The 26,424-nt window shown below is 43.5% G+C and carries 27 protein-coding genes and 1 pseudogene; 14 read left to right on the top strand and 14 right to left on the bottom strand.

Annotated elements, in window-relative coordinates; all coding sequences use genetic code 11:
• A partial coding sequence (locus tag FTV12_RS08720) for an IS30 family transposase (protein ID WP_180033861.1) occupies positions 1 to 245 on the top strand: 245 nt, incomplete at its 5' end.
• Between the two features lie 5 nt (positions 246 to 250).
• Here FTV12_RS08720 and FTV12_RS08725 read toward each other — a convergent pair.
• A pseudogene (locus FTV12_RS08725) lies at positions 251 to 784 on the bottom strand (class I SAM-dependent methyltransferase); the annotation flags it as partial.
• Between the two features lie 180 nt (positions 785 to 964).
• Between FTV12_RS08725 and FTV12_RS08730 the strand changes: the two are divergent.
• Positions 965 to 1,528, top strand: a complete 564-nt coding sequence (locus FTV12_RS08730; protein ID WP_004787012.1) for a hypothetical protein — start codon at positions 965 to 967, stop codon at positions 1,526 to 1,528.
• Positions 1,529 to 1,751: 223 nt separating this feature from the next.
• On the opposite strand, the gene FTV12_RS08735 is transcribed toward FTV12_RS08730, so the two are convergent.
• Positions 1,752 to 2,084, bottom strand: coding sequence for a HopJ type III effector protein (locus tag FTV12_RS08735; protein ID WP_180033862.1), 333 nt, complete (start codon positions 2,082 to 2,084; stop codon positions 1,752 to 1,754).
• 164 nt (positions 2,085 to 2,248) lie between these two features.
• Here FTV12_RS08735 and crcB point away from each other — a divergent pair, with 164 nt between their 5' ends.
• A complete protein-coding gene (crcB, locus tag FTV12_RS08740) occupies positions 2,249 to 2,629 on the top strand; it encodes a fluoride efflux transporter CrcB (protein ID WP_180033863.1) in 381 nt (126 codons plus the stop codon).
• A 76-nt stretch (positions 2,630 to 2,705) separates the two neighbouring features.
• Here the strand turns inward: crcB and FTV12_RS08745 are convergent, their stop codons facing one another.
• Positions 2,706 to 2,957 (bottom strand): type B 50S ribosomal protein L31, encoded by a 252-nt coding sequence (locus FTV12_RS08745; RefSeq protein WP_004787006.1) that lies wholly within the window; start codon positions 2,955 to 2,957, stop codon positions 2,706 to 2,708.
• 97 nt (positions 2,958 to 3,054) lie between these two features.
• Complete coding sequence (locus FTV12_RS08750; protein ID WP_004787005.1) at positions 3,055 to 4,353, bottom strand: AarF/ABC1/UbiB kinase family protein; 1,299 nt, start codon at positions 4,351 to 4,353, stop codon at positions 3,055 to 3,057.
• Between the two features lie 288 nt (positions 4,354 to 4,641).
• Between FTV12_RS08750 and FTV12_RS08755 the strand changes: the two genes are divergently transcribed.
• Positions 4,642 to 4,848, top strand: coding sequence for a DUF1737 domain-containing protein (locus tag FTV12_RS08755; protein WP_034701512.1), 207 nt, complete (start codon positions 4,642 to 4,644; stop codon positions 4,846 to 4,848).
• Positions 4,849 to 4,878: 30 nt separating this feature from the next.
• Here FTV12_RS08755 and FTV12_RS08760 read toward each other — a convergent pair whose 3' ends face one another.
• Both FTV12_RS08760 and FTV12_RS08765 read right to left on the bottom strand, forming a co-directional pair.
• The gene (locus FTV12_RS08760; protein ID WP_180033864.1) at positions 4,879 to 6,237 is read right to left on the bottom strand and encodes an MATE family efflux transporter; all 1,359 of its coding nucleotides are present in this window, start codon (positions 6,235 to 6,237) and stop codon (positions 4,879 to 4,881) included.
• 40 nt (positions 6,238 to 6,277) lie between these two features.
• A complete protein-coding gene (locus tag FTV12_RS08765) occupies positions 6,278 to 6,736 on the bottom strand; it encodes a DMT family transporter (protein WP_004786999.1) in 459 nt (152 codons plus the stop codon).
• 126 nt (positions 6,737 to 6,862) lie between these two features.
• Here FTV12_RS08765 and hemW point away from each other — a divergent pair, with 126 nt between their 5' ends.
• Complete coding sequence (gene hemW / locus FTV12_RS08770) at positions 6,863 to 8,017, top strand: radical SAM family heme chaperone HemW (protein ID WP_180033865.1); 1,155 nt, start codon at positions 6,863 to 6,865, stop codon at positions 8,015 to 8,017.
• 104 nt (positions 8,018 to 8,121) lie between these two features.
• On the opposite strand, the gene FTV12_RS08775 is transcribed toward hemW, so the two are convergent.
• The 6 genes from FTV12_RS08775 to hemF form a co-directional block, all read right to left on the bottom strand.
• A complete protein-coding gene (locus FTV12_RS08775; protein ID WP_159122646.1) occupies positions 8,122 to 8,406 on the bottom strand; it encodes a hypothetical protein in 285 nt (94 codons plus the stop codon).
• 376 nt (positions 8,407 to 8,782) lie between these two features.
• Complete coding sequence (locus tag FTV12_RS08780; RefSeq protein WP_004786992.1) at positions 8,783 to 8,992, bottom strand: cold-shock protein; 210 nt, start codon at positions 8,990 to 8,992, stop codon at positions 8,783 to 8,785.
• 359 nt (positions 8,993 to 9,351) lie between these two features.
• Positions 9,352 to 11,175 (bottom strand): acyl-CoA dehydrogenase C-terminal domain-containing protein, encoded by a 1,824-nt coding sequence (locus tag FTV12_RS08785; RefSeq protein ID WP_166135889.1) that lies wholly within the window; start codon positions 11,173 to 11,175, stop codon positions 9,352 to 9,354.
• Positions 11,176 to 11,561: 386 nt separating this feature from the next.
• On the bottom strand, positions 11,562 to 12,350 hold the full coding sequence (aroE, locus tag FTV12_RS08790) for a shikimate dehydrogenase (protein ID WP_180033866.1): 789 nt from the start codon (positions 12,348 to 12,350) through the stop codon (positions 11,562 to 11,564).
• Positions 12,351 to 12,448: 98 nt separating this feature from the next.
• Entirely contained in the window at positions 12,449 to 12,655 is a 207-nt protein-coding gene (locus FTV12_RS08795) for a hypothetical protein (RefSeq protein ID WP_004786985.1), read from the bottom strand.
• A gap of 150 nt (positions 12,656 to 12,805) precedes the next feature.
• The gene (hemF, locus tag FTV12_RS08800) at positions 12,806 to 13,753 is read right to left on the bottom strand and encodes an oxygen-dependent coproporphyrinogen oxidase (RefSeq protein ID WP_180033867.1); all 948 of its coding nucleotides are present in this window, start codon (positions 13,751 to 13,753) and stop codon (positions 12,806 to 12,808) included.
• Between the two features lie 242 nt (positions 13,754 to 13,995).
• On the opposite strand from hemF, the gene hemN reads away from it, so the two are divergent.
• Positions 13,996 to 15,369: an oxygen-independent coproporphyrinogen III oxidase gene (gene hemN / locus FTV12_RS08805; RefSeq protein ID WP_166135898.1), complete on the top strand. Its 1,374-nt coding sequence runs from the start codon at positions 13,996 to 13,998 to the stop codon at positions 15,367 to 15,369.
• 121 nt (positions 15,370 to 15,490) lie between these two features.
• On the opposite strand, the gene ribA is transcribed toward hemN, so the two are convergent.
• Positions 15,491 to 16,093, bottom strand: a complete 603-nt coding sequence (ribA, locus tag FTV12_RS08810) for a GTP cyclohydrolase II (protein WP_004786979.1) — start codon at positions 16,091 to 16,093, stop codon at positions 15,491 to 15,493.
• Positions 16,094 to 16,404: 311 nt separating this feature from the next.
• On the opposite strand from ribA, the gene dxs reads away from it, so the two are divergent.
• The 8 genes from dxs to FTV12_RS08850 all read left to right on the top strand — a co-directional run bounded on the left by dxs (position 16,405) and on the right by FTV12_RS08850 (position 25,259).
• Positions 16,405 to 18,315: a 1-deoxy-D-xylulose-5-phosphate synthase gene (gene dxs, locus FTV12_RS08815; RefSeq protein WP_166135901.1), complete on the top strand. Its 1,911-nt coding sequence runs from the start codon at positions 16,405 to 16,407 to the stop codon at positions 18,313 to 18,315.
• Positions 18,316 to 18,429: 114 nt separating this feature from the next.
• On the top strand, positions 18,430 to 19,260 hold the full coding sequence (locus tag FTV12_RS08820; RefSeq protein WP_005233698.1) for an inositol monophosphatase family protein: 831 nt from the start codon (positions 18,430 to 18,432) through the stop codon (positions 19,258 to 19,260).
• A 529-nt stretch (positions 19,261 to 19,789) separates the two neighbouring features.
• Complete coding sequence (locus FTV12_RS08825) at positions 19,790 to 21,622, top strand: DEAD/DEAH box helicase (protein ID WP_180011177.1); 1,833 nt, start codon at positions 19,790 to 19,792, stop codon at positions 21,620 to 21,622.
• A 408-nt stretch (positions 21,623 to 22,030) separates the two neighbouring features.
• On the top strand, positions 22,031 to 22,849 hold the full coding sequence (locus tag FTV12_RS08830) for an ABC transporter ATP-binding protein (RefSeq protein ID WP_005233709.1): 819 nt from the start codon (positions 22,031 to 22,033) through the stop codon (positions 22,847 to 22,849).
• Positions 22,846 to 23,625, top strand: a complete 780-nt coding sequence (gene mlaE, locus FTV12_RS08835) for a lipid asymmetry maintenance ABC transporter permease subunit MlaE (protein WP_004786970.1) — start codon at positions 22,846 to 22,848, stop codon at positions 23,623 to 23,625. Before FTV12_RS08830 ends, mlaE begins: the two co-directional genes overlap by 4 nt.
• Positions 23,625 to 24,302: an outer membrane lipid asymmetry maintenance protein MlaD gene (locus tag FTV12_RS08840; RefSeq protein WP_179992763.1), complete on the top strand. Its 678-nt coding sequence runs from the start codon at positions 23,625 to 23,627 to the stop codon at positions 24,300 to 24,302. Before mlaE ends, FTV12_RS08840 begins: the two co-directional genes overlap by 1 nt.
• An 18-nt stretch (positions 24,303 to 24,320) precedes the next feature.
• A complete protein-coding gene (locus FTV12_RS08845; RefSeq protein WP_004786965.1) occupies positions 24,321 to 24,956 on the top strand; it encodes a phospholipid-binding protein MlaC in 636 nt (211 codons plus the stop codon).
• 12 nt (positions 24,957 to 24,968) lie between these two features.
• Positions 24,969 to 25,259 (top strand): lipid asymmetry maintenance protein MlaB, encoded by a 291-nt coding sequence (locus tag FTV12_RS08850; protein WP_180011179.1) that lies wholly within the window; start codon positions 24,969 to 24,971, stop codon positions 25,257 to 25,259.
• 106 nt (positions 25,260 to 25,365) lie between these two features.
• On the opposite strand, the gene FTV12_RS08855 is transcribed toward FTV12_RS08850, so the two are convergent.
• Positions 25,366 to 26,379 (bottom strand): CorA family divalent cation transporter, encoded by a 1,014-nt coding sequence (locus FTV12_RS08855; protein ID WP_159122636.1) that lies wholly within the window; start codon positions 26,377 to 26,379, stop codon positions 25,366 to 25,368.
• Positions 26,380 to 26,424 lie beyond the last annotated feature (45 nt).

The following is a 26,424-nucleotide window of genomic DNA, read 5'->3' on the forward strand; positions in this document are numbered from 1 at the left end:
TATATTTCTGTGACCCACATTCGCCATGGCAGAAAGGTACATGCGAAAATATGAATGGTTTAATTAGGCAATATTTACCTAAAGGGATTGATTTAAATCAGGCAGATCAGCATTATTTAAATCAAGTCGCCATGTCACTGAATACTCGTCCTAGAAAAGCGTTAGATTGGCTTACACCATTAGAGAAATTTGCTCAGCTTGTTGATTATCATAAGGCTTTTGAAACTGTCGCACCTCATGTTTGAATTCGCCCAGCCTCTAAAAGAGCGGTTTCAATATCCCGGTTAAGATGACAGCCATCTGCCACTTTCTTCTGAATCGGGGTGAGTAAATGCTGTAAGCGCTGAATGTTGAGATGCTCTCGGTTTAATACATGCTCAACCAGATGAAAATGGCCGCCTGGCTTCAGAACCCAGTAAATTTCATGCAGACTTTGGTGCAGATCTGGAATACTACATAAGGTCCAGGTTGATACGATATTTTCCAAACTATTCTCTGCAAAAGGCAGGGCTTCTGCACGGGCCTGAATCTGTTCGACCGCAAAAGGGCTTTGACTGATACGCTGCTGAGCTAGTTTAAAAATGTCCGGGTTAGGTTCCAGCGCATAGACTTTATCGACGGCCTGATAAAAAGGCAGATTTAATCCTGTACCGAAGCCAATTTCCAGGACTTCACCTGTAATAGGCAATAATAATTCGCGGCGTAAATCCATCAGGGATGGGGTCTGCATGACCTGATTTAGCAAATGTGGAAAAATATGTTGTTGATAGAATTTATACAGCATGGTCGCATTCAAATGATTCTTAGACAGGCTTAGATTAACCGAAAATAATCAGATTAGCTAAAGCCCTCCGCTCACCAAAATTGATCAACTTGTTACTAATTTCAACTATTTATTCATTAAAAAAATCGTACTATCAAGCAAGATATTCTTGAAAAGATTTGATGGAATAAAGACAGAATTATGTTCAAACATCTTCGATACTATGCTTTGGCGGCCAGTCTTTTACTACCGCTTTATGGTCACACTTCTGTAGACCATAATGTTGCCAAAGGACTGCCACCGATGGCTAAAGACCAATCTATTTCAGTCTTGCAGCCGTTTAAAGGTGATTTCCGCATTCTCGGATCAAAAATTTATACCGACGATGAGCAGGCCAAGTTCTCTCCGATCGATTATGCGGTGAGTTGGGGGCTGTTTGCACAACCTGAAATTGCCCGGCACATTACAGTCAACCAGTATAACCGTTACCTGAACTGGAAAATGGATCGCGTGCCAGTGCCTATTGAACAGGCTAAACAGATGGTATCCAATATGCACATCATCCCTGCCAATCCACAAATTGCCAAAGCAATTAAACAGGTAAAACGGGGTGACCTGGTGCGTTTGCAAGGGGAACTGGTGGAAGTACGTGATAAAGACCTCGTCTGGAAATCCTCTTTAACTCCAACCGATACCGGTGATGGCGCTTGTGAAGTGTTTCGGGTCAGCTCAATCAAGTGGATTGAGAAAGTAGGTAAAGGTTAACACTGGAAAACTTAGAGCTTTCTGAAAGGGGCGTTTAGAGTGCTTCTGGGTGACCAGGCTTTATTGATATTTAATTTATTTGTAGCCTCAGAGTTTTTCATTTTTAAAGTGAACTACTTTTTCCAAAAAATAATTTTAATCTTAAATATGAATGTCATTTTGTTCTGTTATTTTGATATAAAAAACCGCCAGAAATAGGCGGTTTTTTATTTGGCAGAATAACTTATTTGGCAGCCAGTGCTTCACCTTCAAACGCAATGCCATCCCAGCCATTTTGCATGAACTGGCGGATATTCTGATGATCCGTTGCTTCTGGTGTTGCCAATACAGCCGCATAGTGTTCTGCAAACAGGCTCAAGGTTTGTGCCTGATCTAGGCCATTCAGTTGGGCAAATGAAAATACTTTGGCACTGCCTTGGTTTTCAGTGGCAGCATTAGCCTGTTGACCATTTTTAAAAGCAGTGGGTGTATGAGCATAGCGCGCATCGATATATGCAATCACATCTGCAAATTTAGCTTCGCCCGCAGCCAATTGAGCCAGTAATTCCTGAGCCATGTGGATTCCCTCTAGACTTAAATCAATTTGAATGGCGTCGAATATACCAATTTTTTGGCAAAGATCCATGTTCATTCTGCAATTTTAGGTGCATGATGTTATTCATTATTCTCGTCCCACATAGTGGCTGACGAAAGTTAAGATCGGATAAGGATGGTGTAGACATGAACTGGCTATTGGTGGCAATGGGCGGGGCAATCGGGGCAACACTGCGTTATGGAACAGGAATGTTAATTGCCAAGCCACAGATGATATTTCCGTGGCCGACCTGGTGGATCAATGTTATAGGCTGCCTGTGTGCCGGGATTTTCTTTGCCTTTAGCCAGAAATACAGTTTCCTGCAAACTGAAGCACGGCTATTTTTGATGGTAGGCATCTTGGGCGGCTTTACGACTTTTTCCAGTTTTGGCCTAGAAACTTTTCAGCTGCTTAAGCAGGGTGCAGTCACGATTGCCCTCAGTTATGTGATCTCTAGTGTGATTGTCGGAGTATTTATGCTGGGTGTGGGCTTTTATTTCACCCAGTTGGCTTTAGCGCAGGCATAAAAAAGTCAGGAAATTGGAGGTAATTTCCTGACATAAACCACGATTTAAATTGAGAGAAAAATTGGAGGTTTTAAGTTTAACCACGTTTAAAACGGGCAAAACGTTTGTTAAAGCTCGCTACGCGACCTTCATTACTGGTTTGACGTTGCTCACCGGTATAAAACGGATGTGAAGCACTCGAAATATCCAGGGTGACATAAGGATAGGTCTTACCTTCATATTCCTTGGTCTGGCTAGAAGTCATGGTGCTGCCAATCACGAAGTAGGCATCAGCATTGGTGTCATGAAATAAGACTTCTCGATATTCGGGATGAATGTCTGGACGCATCGTAATATTCCTCTTGTAATTTAAGAGTAATGTTATAATGTAACATTTGATATTTCAAGTGAAGTAGGGTTACAGCTTGTAAGCTTATTACTTCAATCTAACTGCGACTTGGCACAATTTCCTCAAATACATCACTCAAATCATCATGTACTTTCAAATGAATCAGATTCCAGTATTGTCCGGAAATAGTACGGTTCACCATCAGGGTATCTGGCGACGGTTTGAATACATCCCAATATTTTAGAGAAGGTTTGAGCAATTCCATTCCATCATGATGTGCTGAGTTTTCAGCAAAATCATAATTGGTAGTTAAAGGACGCATCAGTACTTCTAGCCATTGTTCATACAGATCGGCCGGGAATTTTCCGGTTTCTGTCAGGGTATGCAAGGCATCCAGTTGCTGTTCAATGGTCGAAATATCCTTGTCACGGGCTGCATGGATCAACTCTTTGAAATGAGTAATGATCTCGGTAGAAAGCGTTTTAACACCGCCGTAATCGTAAATAATCACCGAGCCATCTTCACGGAAGGCAAAGTTCCCTGGATGCGGATCACAATGGAAACGTTTCAGATAGAAAATTTCCTGACCAATCGCACGGAATAAACGGCGGCCTAGGGCATTACGGGTTTCTAGCGGCCATTGGCTGGCTGTTTCCATACTTTCACCCTGTTCCAAGCTTAGGGTCAGAATATGGCGGGAAGAATATTCACTAAATACTTTCGGAATCACAATTTGGTGATCGAGCGATTCATGAAAGGCACGTGCCACTTCCAGATTCTGAGCTTCAATTTCATAATTGAGTTCATTGTCCAGACTATGCTGGATTTCCTTGAATAGCTGATCCTGCAATTTGCGGTCAATTTTTAGTACACCCATCAAACGCAAGGCCAGACGAACCTGTTTCAGGTCACTTTCACAGGCTTCTTCCACTCCCGGATATTGCACCTTGACCACAACCTGCTGACCATCGGGTAGAGTCGCTTTATGCACCTGTCCGATCGAGGCTGCGGCAAAAGGCTGCTCATCAAACTGCTGGAATAGGTCCTGCAAAGATTTACCTAATTCTTTTTCAACCTGTGACTGAATCTCTTTAAATGGCATCGGTGGAGCCTGACGCTGCAATTTGGAAATGGCTCGAGCAACTTCAGGCGGGAAAATATCTTTATATTGTGAGGCAATCTGGCCGACTTTCATCACCGCACCTTTCATTTCCCCCAAGGTATCAGCAATCTGTACTCCAATATCCTGAAATAATTTACTGCGTGCAGCATTTTTCTGCTCTTCATCCGCAGTTAAATTTTTAATCGAATTGGATAGGGTTTTACTTGCAATACTTGCGGTCATTCCAGCCAATTTCATAAAGCGGCGACCAGGCGTTCGAGCCGTTTTTGCCATGCGAGATTCCTCAAAATCACCATTTTTATGGGTGTATTTGATCATAGGTGACAAACTATAAATTGCCTATATTTAATTGTAGATGTTATGTTGCAAAGCTTCTCAAAGTATTCATATTTGCTTGATATTGTTTATTTGATTTATGCAATTTTTAAACCAACTCGGCGTATGTACGGCAGTTTTTAAATCAATTATTTAATTATTCTGGAGAGAGCAAAGCATGATTTTTAAGTGCCTTTCCATGATGAAAGTCTTAAAATAATCGCATCTCAAGATCAAGAAATTTCAATGAAAGTCTATCGATATTTTACTGGTAAAGATGATGTGAATTTTTGTGCCCGTGTGACCAAGGCACTCAATGAAGGCTATGAACTTTATGGTGCACCGACCATGACCTTTAATGGAACAGATGTCATTGTCGGGCAAGTGGTGATTAAGGAAGTGGCGGATGAGTCGGAAATTCCACAGGGATTAAAAGATGCGTTAAATCAGTAATTCAATGCATCTTTTTAAATAATAAGAGGATTAGGCATGCTGGCTTAAACGTTTATTATTACCATAAAGCCGTGCCAGCAGCAGGACACAAGCCACACTGAGACCGACAATCAGTCCGACCCAGACGCCTGCCGCCCCCATATCTCCAAACCGGGACAAATAAACCCCCACCGGGAAGGCAATCACCCAATAGGCAATCATGGTGATCCACATTGGGCCTTTGGTATCCTGCATACCGCGTAAGCAACCTGCAGCACTGATCTGCCAGGCATCCATCAGCTGATAGGCCACTGCAAAGAGCACCAGATAAAGCGCAATCTGGGTCACCATAGGATCAGAGGTATAAAGCGCTACGATTTCACTACGGAACACCCAGAGTAATAACATGATGAGCAGAGCCAAAATCGTCGCGGTCATCAGACCTAAGCCTTGTACTCTACGCATGGCATCCCAGTTCTGTGCACCATAATAAGTTCCCACCCGAATGGTTAGTGCAATGGCGAGAGACATCGGAATCATGAACAGCTGTGAGGTAACAGAAATAGCAATCTGGTGAGCGGCCACAATGGTTTCACCCAATGGGCTCAAGACTATCGCTGCGGTACTAAAAATACTCACTTCAAAGAAAATTGCCAGTCCGATCGGAAAGCCCAGCTTTAAAATCCGTTTCAGCCAATATCCGTTCAGCTTTTCCCAGTGACTAAATGGCTGACTACTTTGATAAACCCGATTTTTAAAAATATACAGCGCCAAGCTGAGTAACATTAACCATTGCAGAATTGCTGTGGCAAAACCACAACCGGCACTGCCCAGTGCCGGAATAGGGCCAACTCCATACATAAAAATGAAGTTTAATGGAACCAAAAGCAGTAGCGCCATGAGGCTAATAGCAGTGACCGGACGTGGATAACCAATGGCTTCAGAATAACCACGTAAAGCCGCATACATGGTCACAGCAGGCATACCAAAGCCGATGGCATGTAGGAACAGACCAGCCTTAGGTTGCAAGCTTTCTGGGACACCTAGTAAAGGTAAAGAGAGGGGCAAAACTTGTAAAACCAGACCCGCAATCACCCCAAGGATGAATGCGACCCACAATGATTGCCGCGCAATTGTGGCAATTTTCTCAGGTGTACGTGCGCCTTTCGCTTCCGCTACCAAAGGTGTAGTAGCAATCATAATGCCACTAAACAGTAGCATGACTGGAATCCAGAGGCCGACACCAACCGCAATCGCTGCCAGATCAGTTGGTGAGAGACGCCCGGCCATAATGGTATCAATCAGGCCCAAACCTGCCTGGGAGAATTGTGTGACCAGAATGGGCAACATCAGATGGAACAGCTGTTTTAATTCATAACGACGGGTTGTGGCTGTCAAAACATTCGACACAAAAATTACTCATTAGTGATCATGTGCTTAGAGATAAGGTTTAGCGTTGTAAAGTGAGAAGCACACCAATAAAAATCACCACGCCACCTAAAAGACGTTGCCAGTTCACCGGCATTTTTTCATTGCCCAGCAGACCAAACTGATCGACGATCATGGACATCACCATCTGACCAAAAATAATCATTCCGGTCAGTGTCAGGAAGCCCATTTTAGGTGCAGCATAAATGCTCATGCTGATCGCATAAACACCCAAAAAACCACCTAACCAGAGATACCAGGGAATTGCCATCAGCTCCTGTAAGCCTGGTTTGGGATGTGACTGAAACAGCACGATGCCGGCAAGCACTATTGTACCAATCAAAAAGGAAAAAAATGCAGCTTGAATAGGAGAATATAAATATTCTTTTAATTGGGTATTAATAGCCGTCTGTAAGGTCAGCAAGACCCCGATTGCAAAGACCAAAGGCAGTAAAATAAGGAGCTGGGAGGATATTTTCATAATTTTAACTATCTAATTCTATTTAAATTTTTAAGCATTAGGTGATGGCGATTTTAATTTTAGCAGTGTTGTTGCCGAGTCATGTTAAAATTACGCTAGATCTTGTAGTTGTTTTTGAGTAGTTCTTTGGCTGAATTGAATCCTGCACTTATTCCCTTATCCCTGTATATCCATATGCCGTGGTGTGTACGTAAATGTCCGTACTGTGACTTTAACTCGCATGCCGTGCCTGATGGGGAATTGTCTCTCGAGCTGGAGCAGGAATATCTGCATGTGCTGGTAGAGGACTTTAAAACTCAGGTTGATTTTGCCCAAGGCCGTTCGATTCATAGTGTATTTATCGGTGGGGGAACGCCATCACTGATCTCTGCTGCAGGTTATCAGTGGCTGTTTACCGAACTGAAAGCACTGATTCCTTTTGAAGAGAATTGTGAAATCACACTGGAAGCCAATCCAGGTACGGTGGAGCATGATCCATTTGCTGGCTATTTAGCAGCTGGTATTAATCGTCTTTCTATTGGCGTGCAAAGTTTTAATACCGAGCACTTAAAAAAGCTGGGCCGAATCCATAGCAATGAAGATGCGATCTCGGCGATTGGCCTGGCGCGTGATGCTGGTTTTCAACGGATTAATGTGGATTTGATGCATGGCTTACCTGAACAGACACTAGAGCAGGCACTCAATGACCTGAAACTGGCAGTCGAGAATGGTGCTACGCATATTTCCTGGTATCAGTTAACTATTGAGCCGAATACTGTGTTTTTCCGTACTCAGCCGATTTTACCGGTCGATGAAGTACTGGAAGAGATTCAGGAACAGGGCGAGGCTTATTTAAAAGCCAATGGCTTTATCAATTATGAAGTCTCTGCCTGGCGTAAAGAATTACCATCGGCACATAACCTGAATTACTGGCAATTTGGTGATTATCTGGCCATTGGAGCAGGGGCGCATGGCAAAGTGACTCAACCGGATGGTGTTTACCGTTTCCAGAAAACCCGTTTGCCCAAAGACTATTTAGCCAAAGTGCCAGCAGAACATTTGCAGTTTAAGCGCATCGAAGCGGCAGATATGCCGTTTGAATTTATGATGAATGCCTTACGTTTAAATGAGGGTGTGGAAGCGAAGCTTTATCTTGAACGAACAGGTTATAGTCTGGATACACTGGATGAATTGCTGACTTCATTGCGCCAACGTCAATTAATGGTAGAAGATGCAGAACGTCTGGCATGTACTGAGCAAGGTCACATCTTTTTAAACTCTGTGCTGGAAGAGTTTCTTTAATTGCCTAATCTATCCGAATAATTAATCCAGTTTAAAAAGAAAAAGCCCGATGAGTTACATCGGGCTTTTTCTTCTCTCTCCACTATGCATTTAAGCCATTCGGATTAACGATACTTAGGTGGCAACTTGTGATGCGGGCCATTGTGATGATTTTTGTTGAAGAAGCCTTTATGGTCTTTCTTGCCAAACTTATCATGACGATCATGCTGGTTAAAATGCGCTTTAGGAGGTGCTTTATGGAAACCCCCTTTATGCGGCATTGGTTTCTTATCAAAATGATGCGCTGCTGGCGTTGGATGACGATGATCCGGTCCAGGAGCTGCCATTACTGACATGGTAGCTGTTGTTGCGATCAAGCCAATCATTAAAGAAGAAACTAATTTTTTCATGATCATACTCATATTTATTCAATGAGTTCATCATAGGAGTCAGTGATGTAGGGAAGATGGAGCCGTAGACAAGACTTTTGTAAATTTCAGAATTTCTTTTAATTTCGTATATAAGTAATTAATAAATAACAATTTTTATTAAAGCTTCTATATTTTTATGGGCAATTTTTGATTTTAAAATCATCAAAATTCTTCTCAGTTTCTTCATGTTTTAACCTGACTAAAATCAGATGAAGAAATTTAGGACAAGATGATGAATGAAAAGCGAATATTTAATTATCTTTTAAATTTAATTAATTGATCTGGAAACTAAAATTAGTCAATTTAAGGTACAAAAAAAGCACTCTAATGAGTGCTTTTTTTCATCTTCGCAATATTAGATTGCAGTGATGTTAGTCGCTGTAGGACCTTTTTGGCCTTGAGCTACGCTGAAAGAAACCTTTTGGCCTTCAGCTAAAGTTTTGAAACCTGAACCTTGGATTTCGCTGAAGTGAGCGAAAACATCTGGACCATTGTCTTGTTGAATGAAGCCAAAACCTTTAGTTTCGTTGAACCACTTTACTGTACCGGTAACTGTGTTAGACATAATATAACCTATTGAATCTTATGGATTTATAGTCAAAATTTCAGATGACTAGCTGTAACTTTGAAAAATAAAAAGGATGGAGCTTATTGATCTTTAAAACGAAGGTTTATGACTAAAACTGCGATACTTAAAAGAAGACTAACCAAAACAAGAATTTTTCTAGTTATCGCCATCATACCCTGTATTTATAGATATTCAAGTAAATTATATGGATTATTTAATAGACGTCTGAAAATTATAGATATAAATTTGTGTAGTTTGTGTACGCAGCAGATTTTTCTTTGTATCCAGTCATCATTTTGACATATGAAAAAGAGCGCCGTAGCGCTCTTTTTAAAGCTAAAACCTAAACTTTTGACTTAGTAATCAAAACTGAAGTGTTCTGCTGCCAGTGAAGTCATGGTTTTGGATGGATTCACCATTGCTTCAGCATGGCCTTGGGCACGTGGCAATAAACGCTCAAAGTAGAAATCAGCAGTTTTAATTTTCGCTTTGTAGAACTCTGGAACTTCTGCACCATCACCAGCAACCAGTTTCGCTGAAGCCACTGCAGCTTGTTGTGCCCAGAAGTAAGCCATCATTACATAGCCTGAGAACATCAGGAAGTCCACAGAAGCAGAGGATACGATGTCACGGTCTTTACGTGCTGCCAGCATGATACGTACAGTTAACGCATTCCACTGTGCACATAGCTTGGTCAGGTCCCAGGCAAAACGGCGCATGTATTTATTGCGTGCATGCTGTCCACAGAATTTCAGAATTTCAGCGGTGTAATCACGAATCACTTTACCTTTAGAGGTTAGCAGGACCTTACGACCAATCAGGTCAAGTGCCTGAACGCCAGTCGTTCCTTCGTACAGGGTAGAGATACGTGAATCACGAACGATTTGCTCCATGCCCCATTCTTTGATGTAACCATGACCACCAAATACTTGCATACCGTGGTTCGCTGCTTCATAACCCATTTCAGTCAGGAAGCCTTTCAGAATAGGGGTATAGAAACCTAAGTGATCATCCTGCTGTTCAAATTCAGCAGTATCACCACGCAGCAGAGCATCATTCATGTTATCTGCGATTTGTGCAGCATGATAGATCATGGCACGACCACCTTCAGCAATCGCTTTCTGGGTCAACAGCATACGGCGTACATCAGCATGGTGGATAATCGCATCCGCCACTTTTTCTGGATCTTTTTTACCAGACAGGGCACGCATCGACATACGTTCTTTGGCATATGGCAATGCGCCCTGGAACGATAGTTCTGCATGACAGATACCTTGGATTGCGGTACCAATACGCGCGGTATTCATGAAGGTAAACATGGCATGCAAGCCTTTGTTTGGCTCGCCAATTAAATAACCTACTGCATTGTCAAAGTTTAGTACCGCTGTTGCAGAGGCACGGATCCCCATTTTGTGTTCAATCGAACCACAGTTCACCGCATTGCGTTCACCAATACCGCCATCTTCAGTGGCAATAAATTTCGGTACGATGAACAGGGAAATGCCTTTAGTGCCTTGTGGCGCATCTGGAAGACGTGCCAAAACGATGTGCACGATATTTTCAGTTAAATCGTGTTCACCCGCAGAAATGAAGATTTTAGTGCCAGAAATCGCATAAGTACCATCAGCTTGCGGTTCTGCTTTAGTTTTTACCTGACCCAGGTCGGTACCACATTGTGGCTCAGTCAGACACATGGTTCCTGACCAGGTACCTGCAACCAGATGCGGTAGATAGGTGTTTTTCTGCTCGTCAGTACCATACTGGATGATGGTATTGATACAGCCCACGCTCAAACCTGGATACATCTGGAAAGACCAGTTTGCTGTACCCATCATTTCGGATTTGATCAGGTTTAAAGACATCGGCAGGTTTTGACCGCCAAATTCTTCAGGATAAGACAGACCTTGCCAGCCACCTTGCACGAACTGATCATAAGCTTCCTTGAAGCCTTTAGGTGTGCGTACTTCGCCATTTTCAAAATGACAGCCTTCTGCATCGCCGGTCTGGTTCAGTGGAGAAAGTACATTTTCACAGAAATCTGCCGCACCTTCTAGAATCATGTCTACCGTATCTGCATCGGCATATTCGCCATTTGACAGTTTTTGGTAATGTGCAGGGTAATCAAGCACTTCATTCATTAAGAAGCGAATATCACGTAAAGGAGCTTTATATGCTGGCATGCGTTTAATCCTGATTAAAATAGTTTTGGATTATCTGTATCGACTCTATGATTATTCACATTGGGGATAAAAAAACATTGATAAAGACAACAAATAAAAATGTCAGAAAAGCGAATCGAGAAGATCAGACAAGTTTAAAGATTAAATAACGGAACTCTCCATCTTTAAATAAGGCACTTCTATTTAAAAATGCTTATCTGTCTGGACTTTAATCAACATTTAGGGAGATTGTCTAGGGGTATTTTTGTATGAATTGTACACGAATGTTAGGGTCTAATCATTGGATAAATCATGTCATTAAATCCAATTTAATTTTATTATTTTTAATGAAAGGAAAAGAGCGAACGGATTAATGGCTAACCCGTTCATCTCAAAAATATTCAGAATTAAAGAAAATCTTTCAACTCAGGTTTTACTCCGTTCCAGATATAAAAAGATTCAATGGCCTGACCGACTAGCATGCCGAAACCTTCAGAGGTAGGGACGCCACGAGCTTGAGCTTGATCCAGAAAAGTGGACGGTTTGCCATAGGCCATTTCATAGGCATGTTTAAACTGTAGAGCTTCAGGTAGTACCAGCGCATCACCACTAAGACTGGCAGAAGTCGCATTAATTACAATATCAAACTCACCGGCTAAATCAGTTAAGGCAATCGCTTGTAACTCCGCTTGAGGCACAGCGTCTTTTACATCGGCAACCAGTTGTTCTGCACGTGACAAGGTACGGTTAGCAATAACAATCTTCTTCACACCGGCCTGTAGCAATGGATAGATCACGCCGCGAGTCGCGCCACCAGCACCAATAATCAGGATGTCGGTATTTTCCAGAGTCCAGTCAAGAGCACGAATAGCCTCGACTAAGCCTTGTCCGTCAGTATTGTCACCATGCAGAATGCCATCTTTCATCCATAGGGTATTCACGGCTTTGGCGATTTTGGCACGTTCGGTAAGGACCTGGCACTGGGCAAAGGCCTGTTCTTTGAAGGGCACAGTCACATTCATGCCAATACCGCCCTGAGCAAAAAATTCCTGGATATTGGCTGTGAAACCATCCAGAGGGGCAAGGCGTTTGGTATAGGTCAGATCGACCCCGGTTTTGGCAGCGAAAGCCTGATGCAGTTCAGGAGAGCGTGATTGTTCGATGGGGTTGCCAATGACGGCAAATTGCTTGCTCATTTCACCATGTCCATGTGCGGAAATGGCCATTAATATACGTGAAAATGCAGGAGGGCTAAAGCCTGTCAGCAGTGAAAAGCAGGCTAAAGATTAAAGGTTTAGGAACTACAGATCTCAATAATATGTTCGACAAAGAGCAAGGCCATACTAAATAAGGTTCCGGCAATCGTGAGGACACTCACAGAAATGGCAACTACATCTAAAATCAGGTTATGACTGATAACAGCGGTACTAATCGCACTAATACCAAGCGCCAGAAATAGCCAAAAGGCCAACGTAGCAGGATTAAGGTGAAGCTTAAACATTGTTATTTTTACCTAGCAGAATTTATCTTTATCAGAGTTAAGATCAAGGAGTAGATCCTGAAATATCTTTCTGAGTTGCAGTATAGAGGATTTATCCATTAAAAAAGCCCTCGATCTGAGGGCAATTTGTATTTAAATATTTTGATTGCTTTATTTTGTTTTTAATTCTGTTAACCAGTCATATGGTTTAAGGTAGTAATCGGTCAAGCGTTTTTCTGGTGATCCTTCGGCCCATTCTGGACGGTATAACCAGCCGGTAAGAGGTGGCAGGCTGACTAGAATTGATTCAATCCGGCCACCGGTCTGCAGACCAAACAGTGTGCCACGGTCATATACCAGATTGTATTCCACATAACGGCCACGACGATACAGCTGGAAATCACGTTGTGCTTCAGTATATGGCTTGTCCTGATTGCGCTGGAAAATTGGCAGAATTGCTTCGAGATAACCATTGCCTACAGCCTGTATATATTGAAAACAGGTTTCAAAATCCCATTGATTCAGGTCATCAAAGAATAGGCCACCGACACCGCGCTGCTCATCACGGTGTTTTAGATAGAAATAATCATCACACCATTTTTTATGTTCTGGATAAACCTCTTCGCCAAAAGGCGCACACAGGTCATATGCGGTCTGGTGCCATGACAGCACATCTTCATCATTTGGATAGAAAGGGGTGAGGTCAAAACCGCCACCAAACCACCAGATCGGATCCTGACCTTCTTTTTCCGCTACAAATAAACGTACATTGGCATGTGAGGTCGGGACGTTCGGATTTTTAGGATGGATAACCAAAGATACACCCATGGCTTGAGCTTTAGCTCCGGCTATATTCGGATGGCGTTCAGTGGCAGAAGCGGGCAGTTTGGAAATATTGATGTGAGAGAACATCACACCGCCTTTTTCAATCACCGTACCATTTTGCAGCACACGTGAACGGCCACCGCCACCTTCAGGACGTTCCCAGTCATCAATCAGGAATTCAGCTGTACCGCCACCGGCACGTTCCTGCTGTTCCAGCGCGGCACAAATCCGGGCTTGCAGGTCGAGGAGAAAATCGCGAACGCGTTGAATATCTGCAGAGGTAGGATGCTGCATCAGAACCCTCATAGGGAAATAAAAAGACTGCTTACATCAAAGCATAAAATGGCCTAAAAATTAAGGTGTTTTTCTGGAGGCTCACCATCTGTAACAACATTCAATCTAATGTTTTAGAGCAATTTGCTTCAGCTCAAATCCGACCACACTACTAGGTTGAATTCTTTTTTTGAGCTCCGCACAATAACCCTAACAGCGCTCTATGCAGCGCATTAACCTGACTGATAAGGTGGTAGGCATTCATGACTGTGCAGGCAAATTCTCTCATTCAAAAATATAATGTCCCCGGTCCTCGCTACACCAGTTATCCAACTGTACCTTATTGGGAAGAGTCAGGATTTTCACTAGAGCTTTGGAAGCAGACACTAAAACGTTCTTTTCAGGAGTCGAATGCGACTGAAGGCGTTAGCCTGTATATCCATCTACCATTTTGTGAAAGCTTATGCACCTTTTGTGGCTGTCATAAACGGGTGACCAAACGTCATGAAGTCGAGCTGCCTTATATACAAGCTGTGCTGAAAGAATGGGAGTTATATTGTGAGCTGTTGCAAGAGAAACCCATCATCAAAGAAATTCATCTCGGCGGTGGGACACCAACGTTCTTTTCTATTGAAAATTTAACCCAGCTCATTCAAGGTATTTTGTCCAAAGCCGAGATTGCAGCAGAACATGAATTCAGCTTCGAAGGTCATCCAAACAATACCACGCGTGAGCATTTGCAAGGCTTATATGACTTGGGCTTTCGTCGGGTCAGTTATGGCGTGCAGGATTATAATGAAACCGTACAAAAAGCCATTCACCGCATTCAACCTTATGAAAATGTTAAACAGGTGACTGAATGGGCACGTGAAATTGGTTATGAATCGATTTCGCATGATCTGGTTTTTGGTCTGCCATTTCAAAGTCTGGATGATGTTTTAAATACTATTGATCAGACCAATTCATTGTTACCAGACCGTCTGGCCTTATATAGCTATGCACATGTGCCTTGGATTAAAGGGAATGGCCAGCGCGGTTTTAAAGATGCGGATGTGCCAAAAGATGAGATCAAGCGTCAATGTTATGAAGAGGGTAAGAAAAAGCTCCTAGCGCATGGTTATCATGAAATTGGTATGGATCATTTCGCGCTAGAAAAAGACAGCATGTACCAATCCTTTCAATCCGGAACTTTGCACCGCAATTTTATGGGTTATACCGCGTCTAAAACTCAGGTGATGATCGGACTCGGAATCTCTTCGATTAGTGATAGCTGGTATAGCTTCGCACAGAATGTGAAAACCATTGAAGAATATTATGAACTGCTAGAGCGGAATCAGATTCCAGTGGTAAAAGGGCATATCCTGACTCAGGAAGACCTGATCATTCGTAAACATATCCTGAATCTGATGTGTAGTTTTACTACTTCATGGGAAAGTGGAGACATACAGTTTGCTGAAATTGATGAAGTGCTAAAGCAGCTTGAGGAAATGCAGCAGGATCAGCTAATCAAAATTGAAGACTCTTCAGTCACGATTTTGGAGAAAGGGAAACCATTTGTACGCAATATTTGCATGGCTTTTGATTTACGTTTAAAGCGTCGTATGCCAGAGAACCGGATTTTCTCAATGACGATTTAAGAATCCCTCTTAGGATCTTATAAATCCCTCCAAACCTCCCTTTAAAAAAGGGAGGCTTCCCTATACTTATATAAAAGGAAATTTCCCCTCTTTGAAAAAGAGGGGGCAGGGGGAGATTCTTTTAAAAATCTTCCTTCTGATACATATGTGCCATACGCTCATGCTTGGTTTTGAGGTATTGCTCATTGAATGGATTCAGACCCACAGTGAGTGGTACACGGTCCACTACATTAATGCCTTGCTCTTTCAGTGCATCAATTTTTAAAGGGTTATTGGTGATCAGGCGGACGGCTTTTACACCTAGGTGATCCAGCATGATGCTGCACATATCATATTGACGTGCATCTGCCGGTAAATTCAGCATCAGATTGGCATCGACCGTATCATGACCCTGGTCTTGCAAGGCATATGCACGGATTTTATTGGTCAGGCCAATTCCGCGTCCTTCCTGACGTAAATAAAGAATGACACCGCGACCCACTTCATTAATCAGTTTTTGTGTTGCCTGGAGTTGAGGGCCACAGTCGCATTTTAATGAAGCAAAGGCATCACCGGTTAAACATTCAGAATGTACACGGACCAGCACAGGTTCATCACTTGGTTCTTCGAGGCCTTTAGAAAGAGCGACATGTTCTTCGCCAGTTTTAGGGTCTTGAAAAACAGTAATTTTAAATTCACCATGAGCGGTCGGTAATCTTGAAGTTGCGACAAATTCGATAGGCACAGCTGAACCCGTAAAATCCTAATAAAGTAGCTAAAGTATAGCGTAATGCTTAAACATTAGTAGAATTGCTCAGCTGAATTTATGAAGAACATTTTCTTTTTTGTAGAAAGCGAACGATAATAGTTGATAAATAGTAAGATTATTCAGGATAATCGTAGCCTGCAAATTTTTCACCCCGACGAGATCGCTGTTTAATATTGCATCGCTAGAAGCGTAGCTGAATTGAAGCTGCTACAATTCAACTATATGATCGGTTATTCCCCATTGACCTAGCTTAAGATTTTGCCAGGCTTTAGAAGGCTTTGCCATATATGCTGTATACAGAAATACCAACTCAACGCCCTGTAACACCGTTGCTTGATGCGATCGATCATCCTGAGCAACTGCGTGCACTCGAGCAAAGCCAGCTCACTCAAGTGGCAGATGAGTTACGTCAATTCATTTTGTATGCTGCGGGTCAGAGTGGTGGACACTTTGGGGCCAATCTGGGTGTGATTGAGCTCACAGTCGCTTTACATTACTGCTTTAATACGCCACATGATCGCCTGATCTGGGATGTGGGTCATCAGGCTTATCCGCATAAGGCGTTGACTGGACGTCGTGAACAGCTCACTACAATCCGTGCCAAAGATGGTCTGGCCGCATTTCCAGCGCGTGAAGAATCTGAATTTGATACTTTTGGGGTAGGACATTCATCTACCGCCATTTCTGCTGGCCTTGGCATGGCTTTGGCCCGCCGTTATCAGAACAATCCGTGTGAAGTCGTATCAATCATTGGTGATGGGGCCATGACAGCAGGCATGGCTTTTGAAGCGATGAATGATGCTGTGGCACATCAGGCTGACCTGATGGTGATTCTGAACGACAATGATATGTCGATCTCTTGCAGTACTGGTGGTTTTGCCAAGCATCTTGCTGCAATCTGGGAACGTGGCGAATTCGTCAACGTGACTGAAGATGGTGAGGCTTATGTACAGCCACATCCGGAATGGCTATATAACTCTCGTTTACATCAGGCTGCAACTGATGCCGCAGATAACCTGTTTAAAGCCATTGGTTTTGATTATTTTGGTCCTTATGATGGCCATGATGTCAAACAACTGGTACACGTCTTTAAAGCCTTGAAAAAACGTAAAGGTCCGCGCCTAATTCATATCTATACCAAAAAAGGTAAGGGCTTTGCACCAGCAGAATGTGACCAGATTAAATACCATGCGATTAGTAAACTCAATGCAGTTGCAGTAGCTAATCCAGCACCGAAATATTCGGATGTATTTGGACAATGGTTATGTGATGAAGCAGCACAGGATAAACGCCTATTGGCGATTACTCCGGCGATGTGTGAAGGTTCAGGTATGGTGCAGTTTGCCAAAGAATACCCTGAACGTTTCTTTGATGTGGCCATTGCAGAACAACATGCAGTGACGCTGGCAGCAGGTATGGCTTGTGAAGGTTTAAAACCGGTCGTCGCAATCTATTCAACTTTCCTGCAACGGGGTTATGATCAGTTGGTGCATGACGTGGCACTGCAAAATCTGGATGTGACGTTTGGGATCGATCGTGCCGGTCTGGTTGGTGAAGATGGTCCAACGCATGCCGGCGCCTATGATTATGCCTATATGCGTACCATTCCGAATCTGGTGATCATGGCACCAAAAGATGAGAATGAATGCCGTCAGATGTTGCATACGGCTTATCTGTATCATGGTCCGGCAGCAGTGCGTTATCCGCGTGGGAATGGACTGGGTGTGGAAATCCAGAAAACCATGACCGAGATGCAGATCGGTCAGGCAGAATTGTTGCTCAGTCTGAACGAACAGTATGACGAATATGTTTCTATTCTGGCATTCGGTAGTCGGGTTCAAGCCGCAGTGGAAGCTGCTCAGGTATTTGCCAGCAAACATGATGTGGGCGTACGCGTAGTGAATATGCGTTTTATCAAACCATTGGATACCAAAATATTAAACCAGCTGGCCAATTCAACCAGTCTGTTTGTCACTGTTGAAGAACATGCAGTCATGGGCGGCGCAGGAAGTGCTGTGAATGAGTATCTGGCTGAAGCTCAAATCGTTAAACCAATCCTGAACCTAGGTCTAGCGGATAGCTTTATGGCACAAGCAACACATAGCCAGATGTTGCAGCAGGCAGGACTTGATAGCCAAGGCATTGAAAAATCAATCAATGAGGCCTGGTTAAAGCTAGGTCAAAGCGTTCTGTTATAAACGCTTAAAAAGTTTCGACACATTTTTTCCCAAAAAGCCCGGATATTTGCTAAAATATGCGGGCTTTTATGCATTATTCTTTATCAGTATCTTCAAATTTGTAGTGGGTGTTCAATGGAACCTATGGTGGTGATGGCTGCGCGTGCGGCTCAATTAGTTGGTCAAGAGCTTTTAAAAGCGCATCAAAATCGTCATAAACTCGATCTGCAAGTCGAAGAAAAAGGCATTGATGGTCCGGTAACGCGTGTAGATCGTTATCTGGAACAGTTGACCATCGATACTCTACGTAAAAGCTATAAAAATCACAGTTTCCTTGGTGAAGAATTTGGTCTGCAAGAAGGTAAAGGTCACGACGCTGATTGGTGTTGGGTGATCGATCCGCTTGATGGCACACTAAACTTTATCAACGGTTTTCCGCATTTCTGTATCTCTATCGCAGTTCAGCACAAAGGTGTAACTCAACACGGTGTTATTTATGACCCTGTGAAAGATGAGCTATTCTCTGCGAGCCGTGGTCGTGGTGCGATGCTGAACCAGCGCCGTATCCGTGTAAATGTTAAAGACAGTCTGAACAATACTTTCCTGGCAGTTGGTCATGCTTACCGTACTAAACGTAATGGTGAAGTAGTCTCTTATGCCAAGAATCATTTTGATGCATTGCTCAATGTGACTGAAGCAGGTGCACAATTCCGTCGTGGTGGTTCAGCTGCCTTGGATCTGGCTTATGTCGCTGCTGGTCGTCTTGATGGTTACTTCGAGCTTGGCTTGAAACCTTGGGATATTGCAGCAGGCGAGTTAATCGTGAAAGAAGCGGGCGGTACTGTGGTTGATGCGCGTGGTGGTAGCGATTCTATGGAAAATGGTCAAGTTTTGGCTTGTTCAATGAAAATGCTGAAACCTCTTATGCAAGCAGTTGTTCCTGCTTGGGGTGACGCAGCGAAATAATCGGGTTTAACGCCGTAAATCGAATATTAAAAAGGTATCTCTCGGGATGCCTTTTTTATTTTTTAAAAATAATTACGAGATAAATATCCTAATATTTAGATGATTTACAGCTTTGGTAAAAAGAAAATTGACCGGCTGGAGAATTAATTACATTTCTTTTCTTGTTTAAGTCTTAGAAATTGATGAAGAAATTAGCAGTTAAACAAAATAATCTGAAAAGCGGATGACTTTATGAATAATCCTGCTATAATCTGCGCACGCACTTAATTTCTGTTCGTCACCTGAACATTTCTCTTCTTATCATTGTGTATGCGCGTGCGGTCCAAAGAGAGGACGATATCTCGCGCCCCAATCGCTAAAGCGATTCCTTCAGGTTATGCCGTAATCATGCGTGCGTTATATCACATCGTCGTTACTCGGATCGCCGCTGAATCATCTCTTTTCAGCGTTTAATTGCTGTACCGCTTTTTGTCGATGTCCATTTGACTTTATTTTTAATGGAGCACCCAATTTCCGGGTGGAATACTCTATGAGCAAAACTTTTGCTGAATTTTCTTTGCATGAATCGTTACAACAAGCCCTTCAAGGCTTAGGTTTTACTACTCCGACTCCTGTACAAGAACAATCTATCCCTGCTGCACTAGAAGGTAAAGACCTTTTAGTATCTAGCCAGACAGGTTCGGGTAAAACCGCTGCGTTCCTTCTCCCAACTTTGAACGCACTTGCTAACCAAGATACTTTCGTACCATTTAAAGAACGTATGAAAGCGGTGACTCAACCAACTATTCTGGTGATTTCACCAACTCGTGAATTGGCACAACAAGTATGCCAAGACGCGATTGCATTTGTACGTCACATGAAAGGTGTTCGTATTGCTGCAATTATGGGTGGTATGCCATTTGGTAAACAAATCCAGCAGTTAAAAGGTGCACAGGTTGTTGTAGCAACTCCAGGCCGTTTACTTGACCTTGTTAACCGTCGTCAAATCAAACTTGACAAAGTTGACTCGCTGATCGTCGACGAAGCTGACCGCATGCTAGACCTTGGCTTCTCTGAAGACCTGGAAGCAATCGGTGACTTGGCTGCAAACCGTAAACAAACACTGATGTTCTCTGCAACTTTCGCTCCACGTATCATTACCCTTGCTGAACGCATGATGAATGAGCCAGAGCGTATTGCAATTGAAACTGGTCACTCTACCAATACTGACATTACCCAGACTTTACACTGGACTGATGGCTTTGAGCACAAGAAAAAACTTCTTACTCACTGGTTAAACGAAGAAGATGTTGATCAGGCAGTGGTCTTTGCTTCTACTCAAGAAGATACAGATATGCTGGCTGAAGAACTTGCTGAAGCAGGTTTATCAGTTGTTGCTCTGCATGGTGCGATGCCACAAACCGTTCGTAACCGTCGTCTGCGCAGTATCCGTGAAGGTCGTGCAAAAATCCTGGTTGCAACTGATGTTGCAGCACGTGGTCTAGACGTACCGACAATCTCTCACGTGATCAACTTTGGTCTTCCTATGAAGAACGAAGACTATGTACACCGTATCGGTCGTACAGGTCGTGCGGGCCGTACCGGTAAAGCAATTACTTTAGCGACTTATCGTGAACGCGGTAAAATCCGTGCACTAGAAGACTTCCTTGAAGCTCGTCTAAATGTATCTGAAATTGAAGGTCTTGAGCCATCTCCACCTCCTGCACGCGGTAGCCGTGATGGCGCTGGTCGTGGTCGTGGCGGTCGTCGTGATGGCGGTCGTGGCTTCGGTGGTGGTCGTCGTTTCGAAGGCGAGAGCAATTTCAAACGTCGTGAAGGTGGTGATGACCGTCCACGTCGTAGCTTCGATGACAAACCTCGTGGCGAACGTCCTGCGTTCGGTGGCGAAGATCGTCCACGTCGTGACTTCAACAGCGATCGTCCACGTCGTGAAGGCGGTTTCGGTGATCGTCCACGTCGTGACTTCAATGAAGACCGTCCACGTCGCGAGTTTAACAATGATCGCCCACGTCGTGACTTCGGTGACCGTCCTCGTTTCGAAGGTAATGATGACAACCGCGGTAATCGTGTAGATTACAAACCACGTCGTGAAGGTTCTTTCGGTGACCGTCCTAAACGTGATTTTGGTGATCGTCCTGCTCCACGTCGTGAAGGTGGTTTCGGTGACCGTCCTAAACGTGATTTCGGTGATCGTCCAGCACGTCGCGAAGGTGGTTTCGGTGATCGTCCAGCACGTTCATTCGGTGATGACCGTCCAAAACGTGACTTTGGTGACCGTCCAGCGCGTCGCAACTTTGATGACAAGCCACGTGGCGAGCGTTCATTCGGTGAAGATCGTCCACGTCGTAAATTCAATGACTAATTGAATAACGTCTGAAAAAAAAACCAGCCTGAGTGCTGGTTTTTTTTATGCATTGATTTTTTGTTTTTTCAGCATAAAATGCCTAATTCATTAACTTTTTCTAGGTTTATGATGATCCGTAATCTGAAAGTGTCTTTTTATAGTCTTTCATATTATTGAGGGGTACATGTCCTACATTGCGGTAACTTTGCTTTTGTTCAATCTGATTTATTATGTATATCGTTTTTTAAATGGATCATAGTCTGTTAAAATCGCGTCGAAATAAAATTTTTGATTACTAGAAATATATGGCCAGGCATGGAGCATTATGTTTTCCATGAACTTGACCCTTCATTTTCAAATGCTAACATGTTGAACTTCGTTCTTTTGTCATATGCATGCTGAAAAAATGCAGGAATAAACTCAGCTATGAAAAATCAAACAGCGCAGGATCCTCAGTCTTTGATTGAAGTCAAGAATTTGAGTTTCAAGCGGGGTGAGCGTGTAATTTATGACGATGTCAGTTTAAACATTCGTCGTGGGCAGATTACCGCCATTATGGGACCTTCCGGAACTGGTAAAACCACTTTATTAAGATTGATCGGTGGGCAACTGACGCCTGAACAGGGTCAGGTTTTACTGGACGGTAAAGATATTGCCAAGATGTCCCGTTCCGAGCTTTTTTCCGCACGTGCACGTATGGGGATGCTGTTCCAAAGTGGCGCTCTGTTTACCGACATGAGCGTCTATGAAAATGTTGCCTTTCCGATTCGTGCGCATACCAAATTGCCTGAACATCTGATTGCTGAAATTGTGGCTTTGAAACTCGAGTCAGTAGGACTACGTGGTGCAGAGCAAATGATGCCTTCAGAGCTGTCTGGTGGGATGAATCGCCGTGTCGCGTTGGCTCGCGCGATTGCACTGGACCCTGAACTGATCATGTACGATGAACCTTTTGCCGGGCAGGATCCGATTGTGATGGGGGTTTTAACTCGACTAATCCGCTCTCTACGTGAAGCACTGGATTTAACAACCATTATTGTTTCGCATGATGTGGCAGAGACTTTATCGATTGCCGATTACATTTATGTAGTCGCAGAAGGCAAAATCCAGGGTGAGGGCACAGCAGAAGAATTGAAAAATCATCCTTCAGCCTTTGTGCAGCAGTTCCTAACCGGTTCGGTTGAAGGCCCGGTAGATTATCAGTTTAGTCATCAGGCTTATTTAAGTGATGAGGTACGTTCATGAATGCCATTGCTGCCTTAGGTAGACGCGTTATTGAACGTGTTCAGGGAATTGGTGTTGCAACACTGATGCTGTTGCAGATTCTCTTTTCCATGCCAACCTGGCTTGGAGTAAAGCTGTTTGTTTATCAGATGTATCGGGTCGGGGTACTGTCGCTCTTGATCATTGCGGTATCTGGCTTGTTTATTGGTTCAGTACTCGGTTTGCAGATGTATACCATTCTGTCGACATTTGGTAGTGAAGCGATGCTTGGTACTGCAGTGGCTTTAACCTTGTTACGTGAATTGGCACCTGTGGTTGCTGCCTTACTATTTGCTGGTCGTGCCGGTTCTGCCTTAACTGCCGAAATTGGTTTGATGAAAGCGACCGAGCAATTATCCAGTATGGAAATGATCGGGGTCGATCCATTAAAACGGGTGATTTCACCACGCCTTTGGGCCGGTATTTTTAGCTTGCCCATGCTCTCAGTGATCTTTGCTGCGGTCGGGATTATGGGCGGAAAAATGGTGGGTGTTGATTTTCTAGGTGCAGATGAAGGCGCATATTGGAGTGGCATGGAAAGTACCGTGCGATTCTATAAAGATGTCCTGAATGGCACCATTATCAAGAGTTTTGTTTTCGCATTAATTTGTACCTGGATCGCGGTTTATCAGGGTTATGCCTGTGAACCAACATCAGAAGGTATCGCAACTTCTACAACACGTACGGTCGTCTATTCTTCGCTGTGCGTATTAGGTTTTGATTTCGTGTTGACTGCGGTCATGTTCGGAGGTATTTAATGAAATCACGTACTAGTGAGCTGGCCGTTGGTGTTTTTGTCATTCTTTTCGGTATCGCCCTGTTCTTCTTGGCGATGCGTGTCAGCGGTCTGGTGGGCACCAATATTTCTGATAGCTATCAGATGACAGCGACTTTTGAAAATGTAAATGGCATCAAGCCACGCGCTAAAGTTGCTTTAAGTGGGGTGAAAGTCGGTCAGGTCGATAAAATTACACTGGATCCGGTGACCCGTTTAGCCACTGTCCATATGACGCTAGATGGCTCTCTGACTTCTTTTAATGCCGAGCAGCTCAAGCAGGTTCAGCAGGAAGCATTGGAAGAGTTACGTTATAGTTCAGACTATACCGCAGCCGATCTTGCGCAACAAAAAACAATGGAAAAACAACTATTAGATAACATGAAATCCATCACCAATATTGATGAAGATGCTTACATTATGGTAGCAACAAATGGTTTATTGGGTGAAAAGTATCTGAAAATTATTCCAGGTGGCGGTCTGACTTACTTGAAACGTGGTGAGCAGATTGCGAACACTCAAGGCACCATGGAAATTGAAGATTTAGTGACGAAATTTATTACCGGTGGTGCCGGAAAATCGTCAGATAGTCAGGAAAGTGCCTCAGAAGAAGCTGCATTTTCAGAAACAACAAATGCAGAACCGGCATTTGTTGAATAACAGATTGAGGAGATTTGAGTGAAGACTTTAGTAAAACAAACGCTTGCTGCAAGCATTCTTTCAACAATGGTTGCTGGTACAGTGTTTGCTGCACCGTCTGAAGCCCCACCTGCTTTTATTAAAAGAGTTGCAGACAATTTGATTGATCGTCTTAAAACCGATCATGCCAAATTGCAGAATAATCCTGCGCTTGTGAAAACGATTGTCCGTCAGAACCTTGACCCGTATATCGATTCACAATCGTTTACCCGGATTGTGATGGGGACTTATGCGACCAATCAGTATAGTACTGCGGCGCAGCGTGCACAGTTTGAAAAGAACTTCCGTGAAACCCTGATTGAAAATTATGGTACGGCTTTCTCTAAGTTCAGTAACCAGACTTACAGCGTTCGTCCTTACAAGGCGACTAACAGCAAAAATCCTGTGGTGACTATCGACTTTAATAACAAAGGCGAGAAAATCCCGGTTGCTTTCCAGCTGGTTGATAAAGGTTCACAATGGAAAATCCGTAACATCAATGTTTCTGGTATTGACCTAGGTCTGCAGTTCCGTAACCAGTTTGCGGCTACAGTAAAACGTAATGGTGGTAATCTGGATAAAGCCATTGCTAACTTCAAGCCAGATGCAGAAGCGGCGATTGACAAGAAAAAATAAGATAGGTGAGCTGTGATTCAATTCAATAATCAGGAACTGCAGGTTTCAGGCAAGATTGACGCTGACAATGCGCAGAACTATTACCTAGATGGTCTGCGCGTCATTCAGTCACAGGACAAGTTTCCTGTGATAGTTAATTTGGCTGGACTTGAGCAGGGAAGTACTTTGGCTTTGGCAGTTCTGGTGCGCTGGTTGCGCCAAACTCCGCAAGCACGAGGGCTACAGTTTAAAGCGGTTCCTGAGAAAATGATGAAGATTATTCAGGCCTGTCATTTGCAGGATGATTTACAGATCATTCAGTAAATAAAAAAGCACCGAAAGGTGCTTTTTTATTGTTTTTCAAATAAGCATGAATCAGATGAGGAGCGTTTCTTGCACTTCGCTTTAAAAGCAGTGCTTTAAAGCTCGCTCAAATCCACTTCTTCCATCTAAAGTAAATCAATGGCCCAATCAGGAAGCCCATAATAATAATGTTCACCATCACAAAGCTCATCGAACCTTGAGCGAAGGGCAAGACATCAGTGTTCATCCCGTAAATACTGGCAATCAGCATGGGTGGCGCAAGCATACTCGGTAAAATCGAGAAGCGACGGATCGTATCATTCTGTTCAGTGTTAATGAATCCGGACGTGGTATCCAGCAAGAAGCGGACTTTCTGGAACAGGAAGGCATCATGCTCGACCAGTGAGCGGACGTCTTCACTGAGTTCTCGAATATCCGCATCATAAATATGACTGCCTAAGGCACGTGGACGTGACAGGAAGGTAAGTACACGGCGTAAATCGATCAGACAGAGCTGAGCTTTCCCGAGCATATCTTCCAGTTGGGCCAGACGGGTAATCATGTCATCCAGATCAAGGATCTGTTCACGATGCCGGTTATTCAGAACTTCGGTTGAGTATTTTTCCAGATCCTTATGTACGTCTTCCAGAATATCGGCCAACTCATCCAATTTAGCTTCGAGCAAACCCAGCAGAATCCAAGTTGGATCTTTATAGTCAATATCATAATCATTGCGACGCGCACGGGCACGAAAGGCCCGGAAAGCTACCAGCTTTTCACCACGCAGGGTAAAGAGCCGGTCCTTATGCAAAATGAAAGCGACTGTCTGAACCGTCGCGAGGATGCTGGCATCATCCTCATGTTCACTTTCGACCTGATAATTTTTATTTTTCGTTAAGAAATAGGTACTGATGTGCAAAATACCGTCATCATCACGGTAAAATCGGGCACTCGAAGAAATATCTTCCAGAGATTTTAAGGTGGGCAGGTTTTGCTCATAGGCATCCAGAATCCATTGCTGTTCTTCCTGTGAAGGCGCAATTAAATCTATCCAAACCAGTTCCGGATGCAGGTCGAAATCACCATTGATGGTGGCATCTTCTAGGCTACCGCGCTCTGTGGCGTAAAAGGCTTCAAGCATGCTGTCTTTTCTCCCTTGCGCAGTATGTTAATCTAAATGCGTGTA

Source organism: Acinetobacter sp. YH12233 (genome assembly GCF_013417725.1).
Taxonomy (GTDB): Bacteria; Pseudomonadota; Gammaproteobacteria; order Pseudomonadales; family Moraxellaceae; genus Acinetobacter.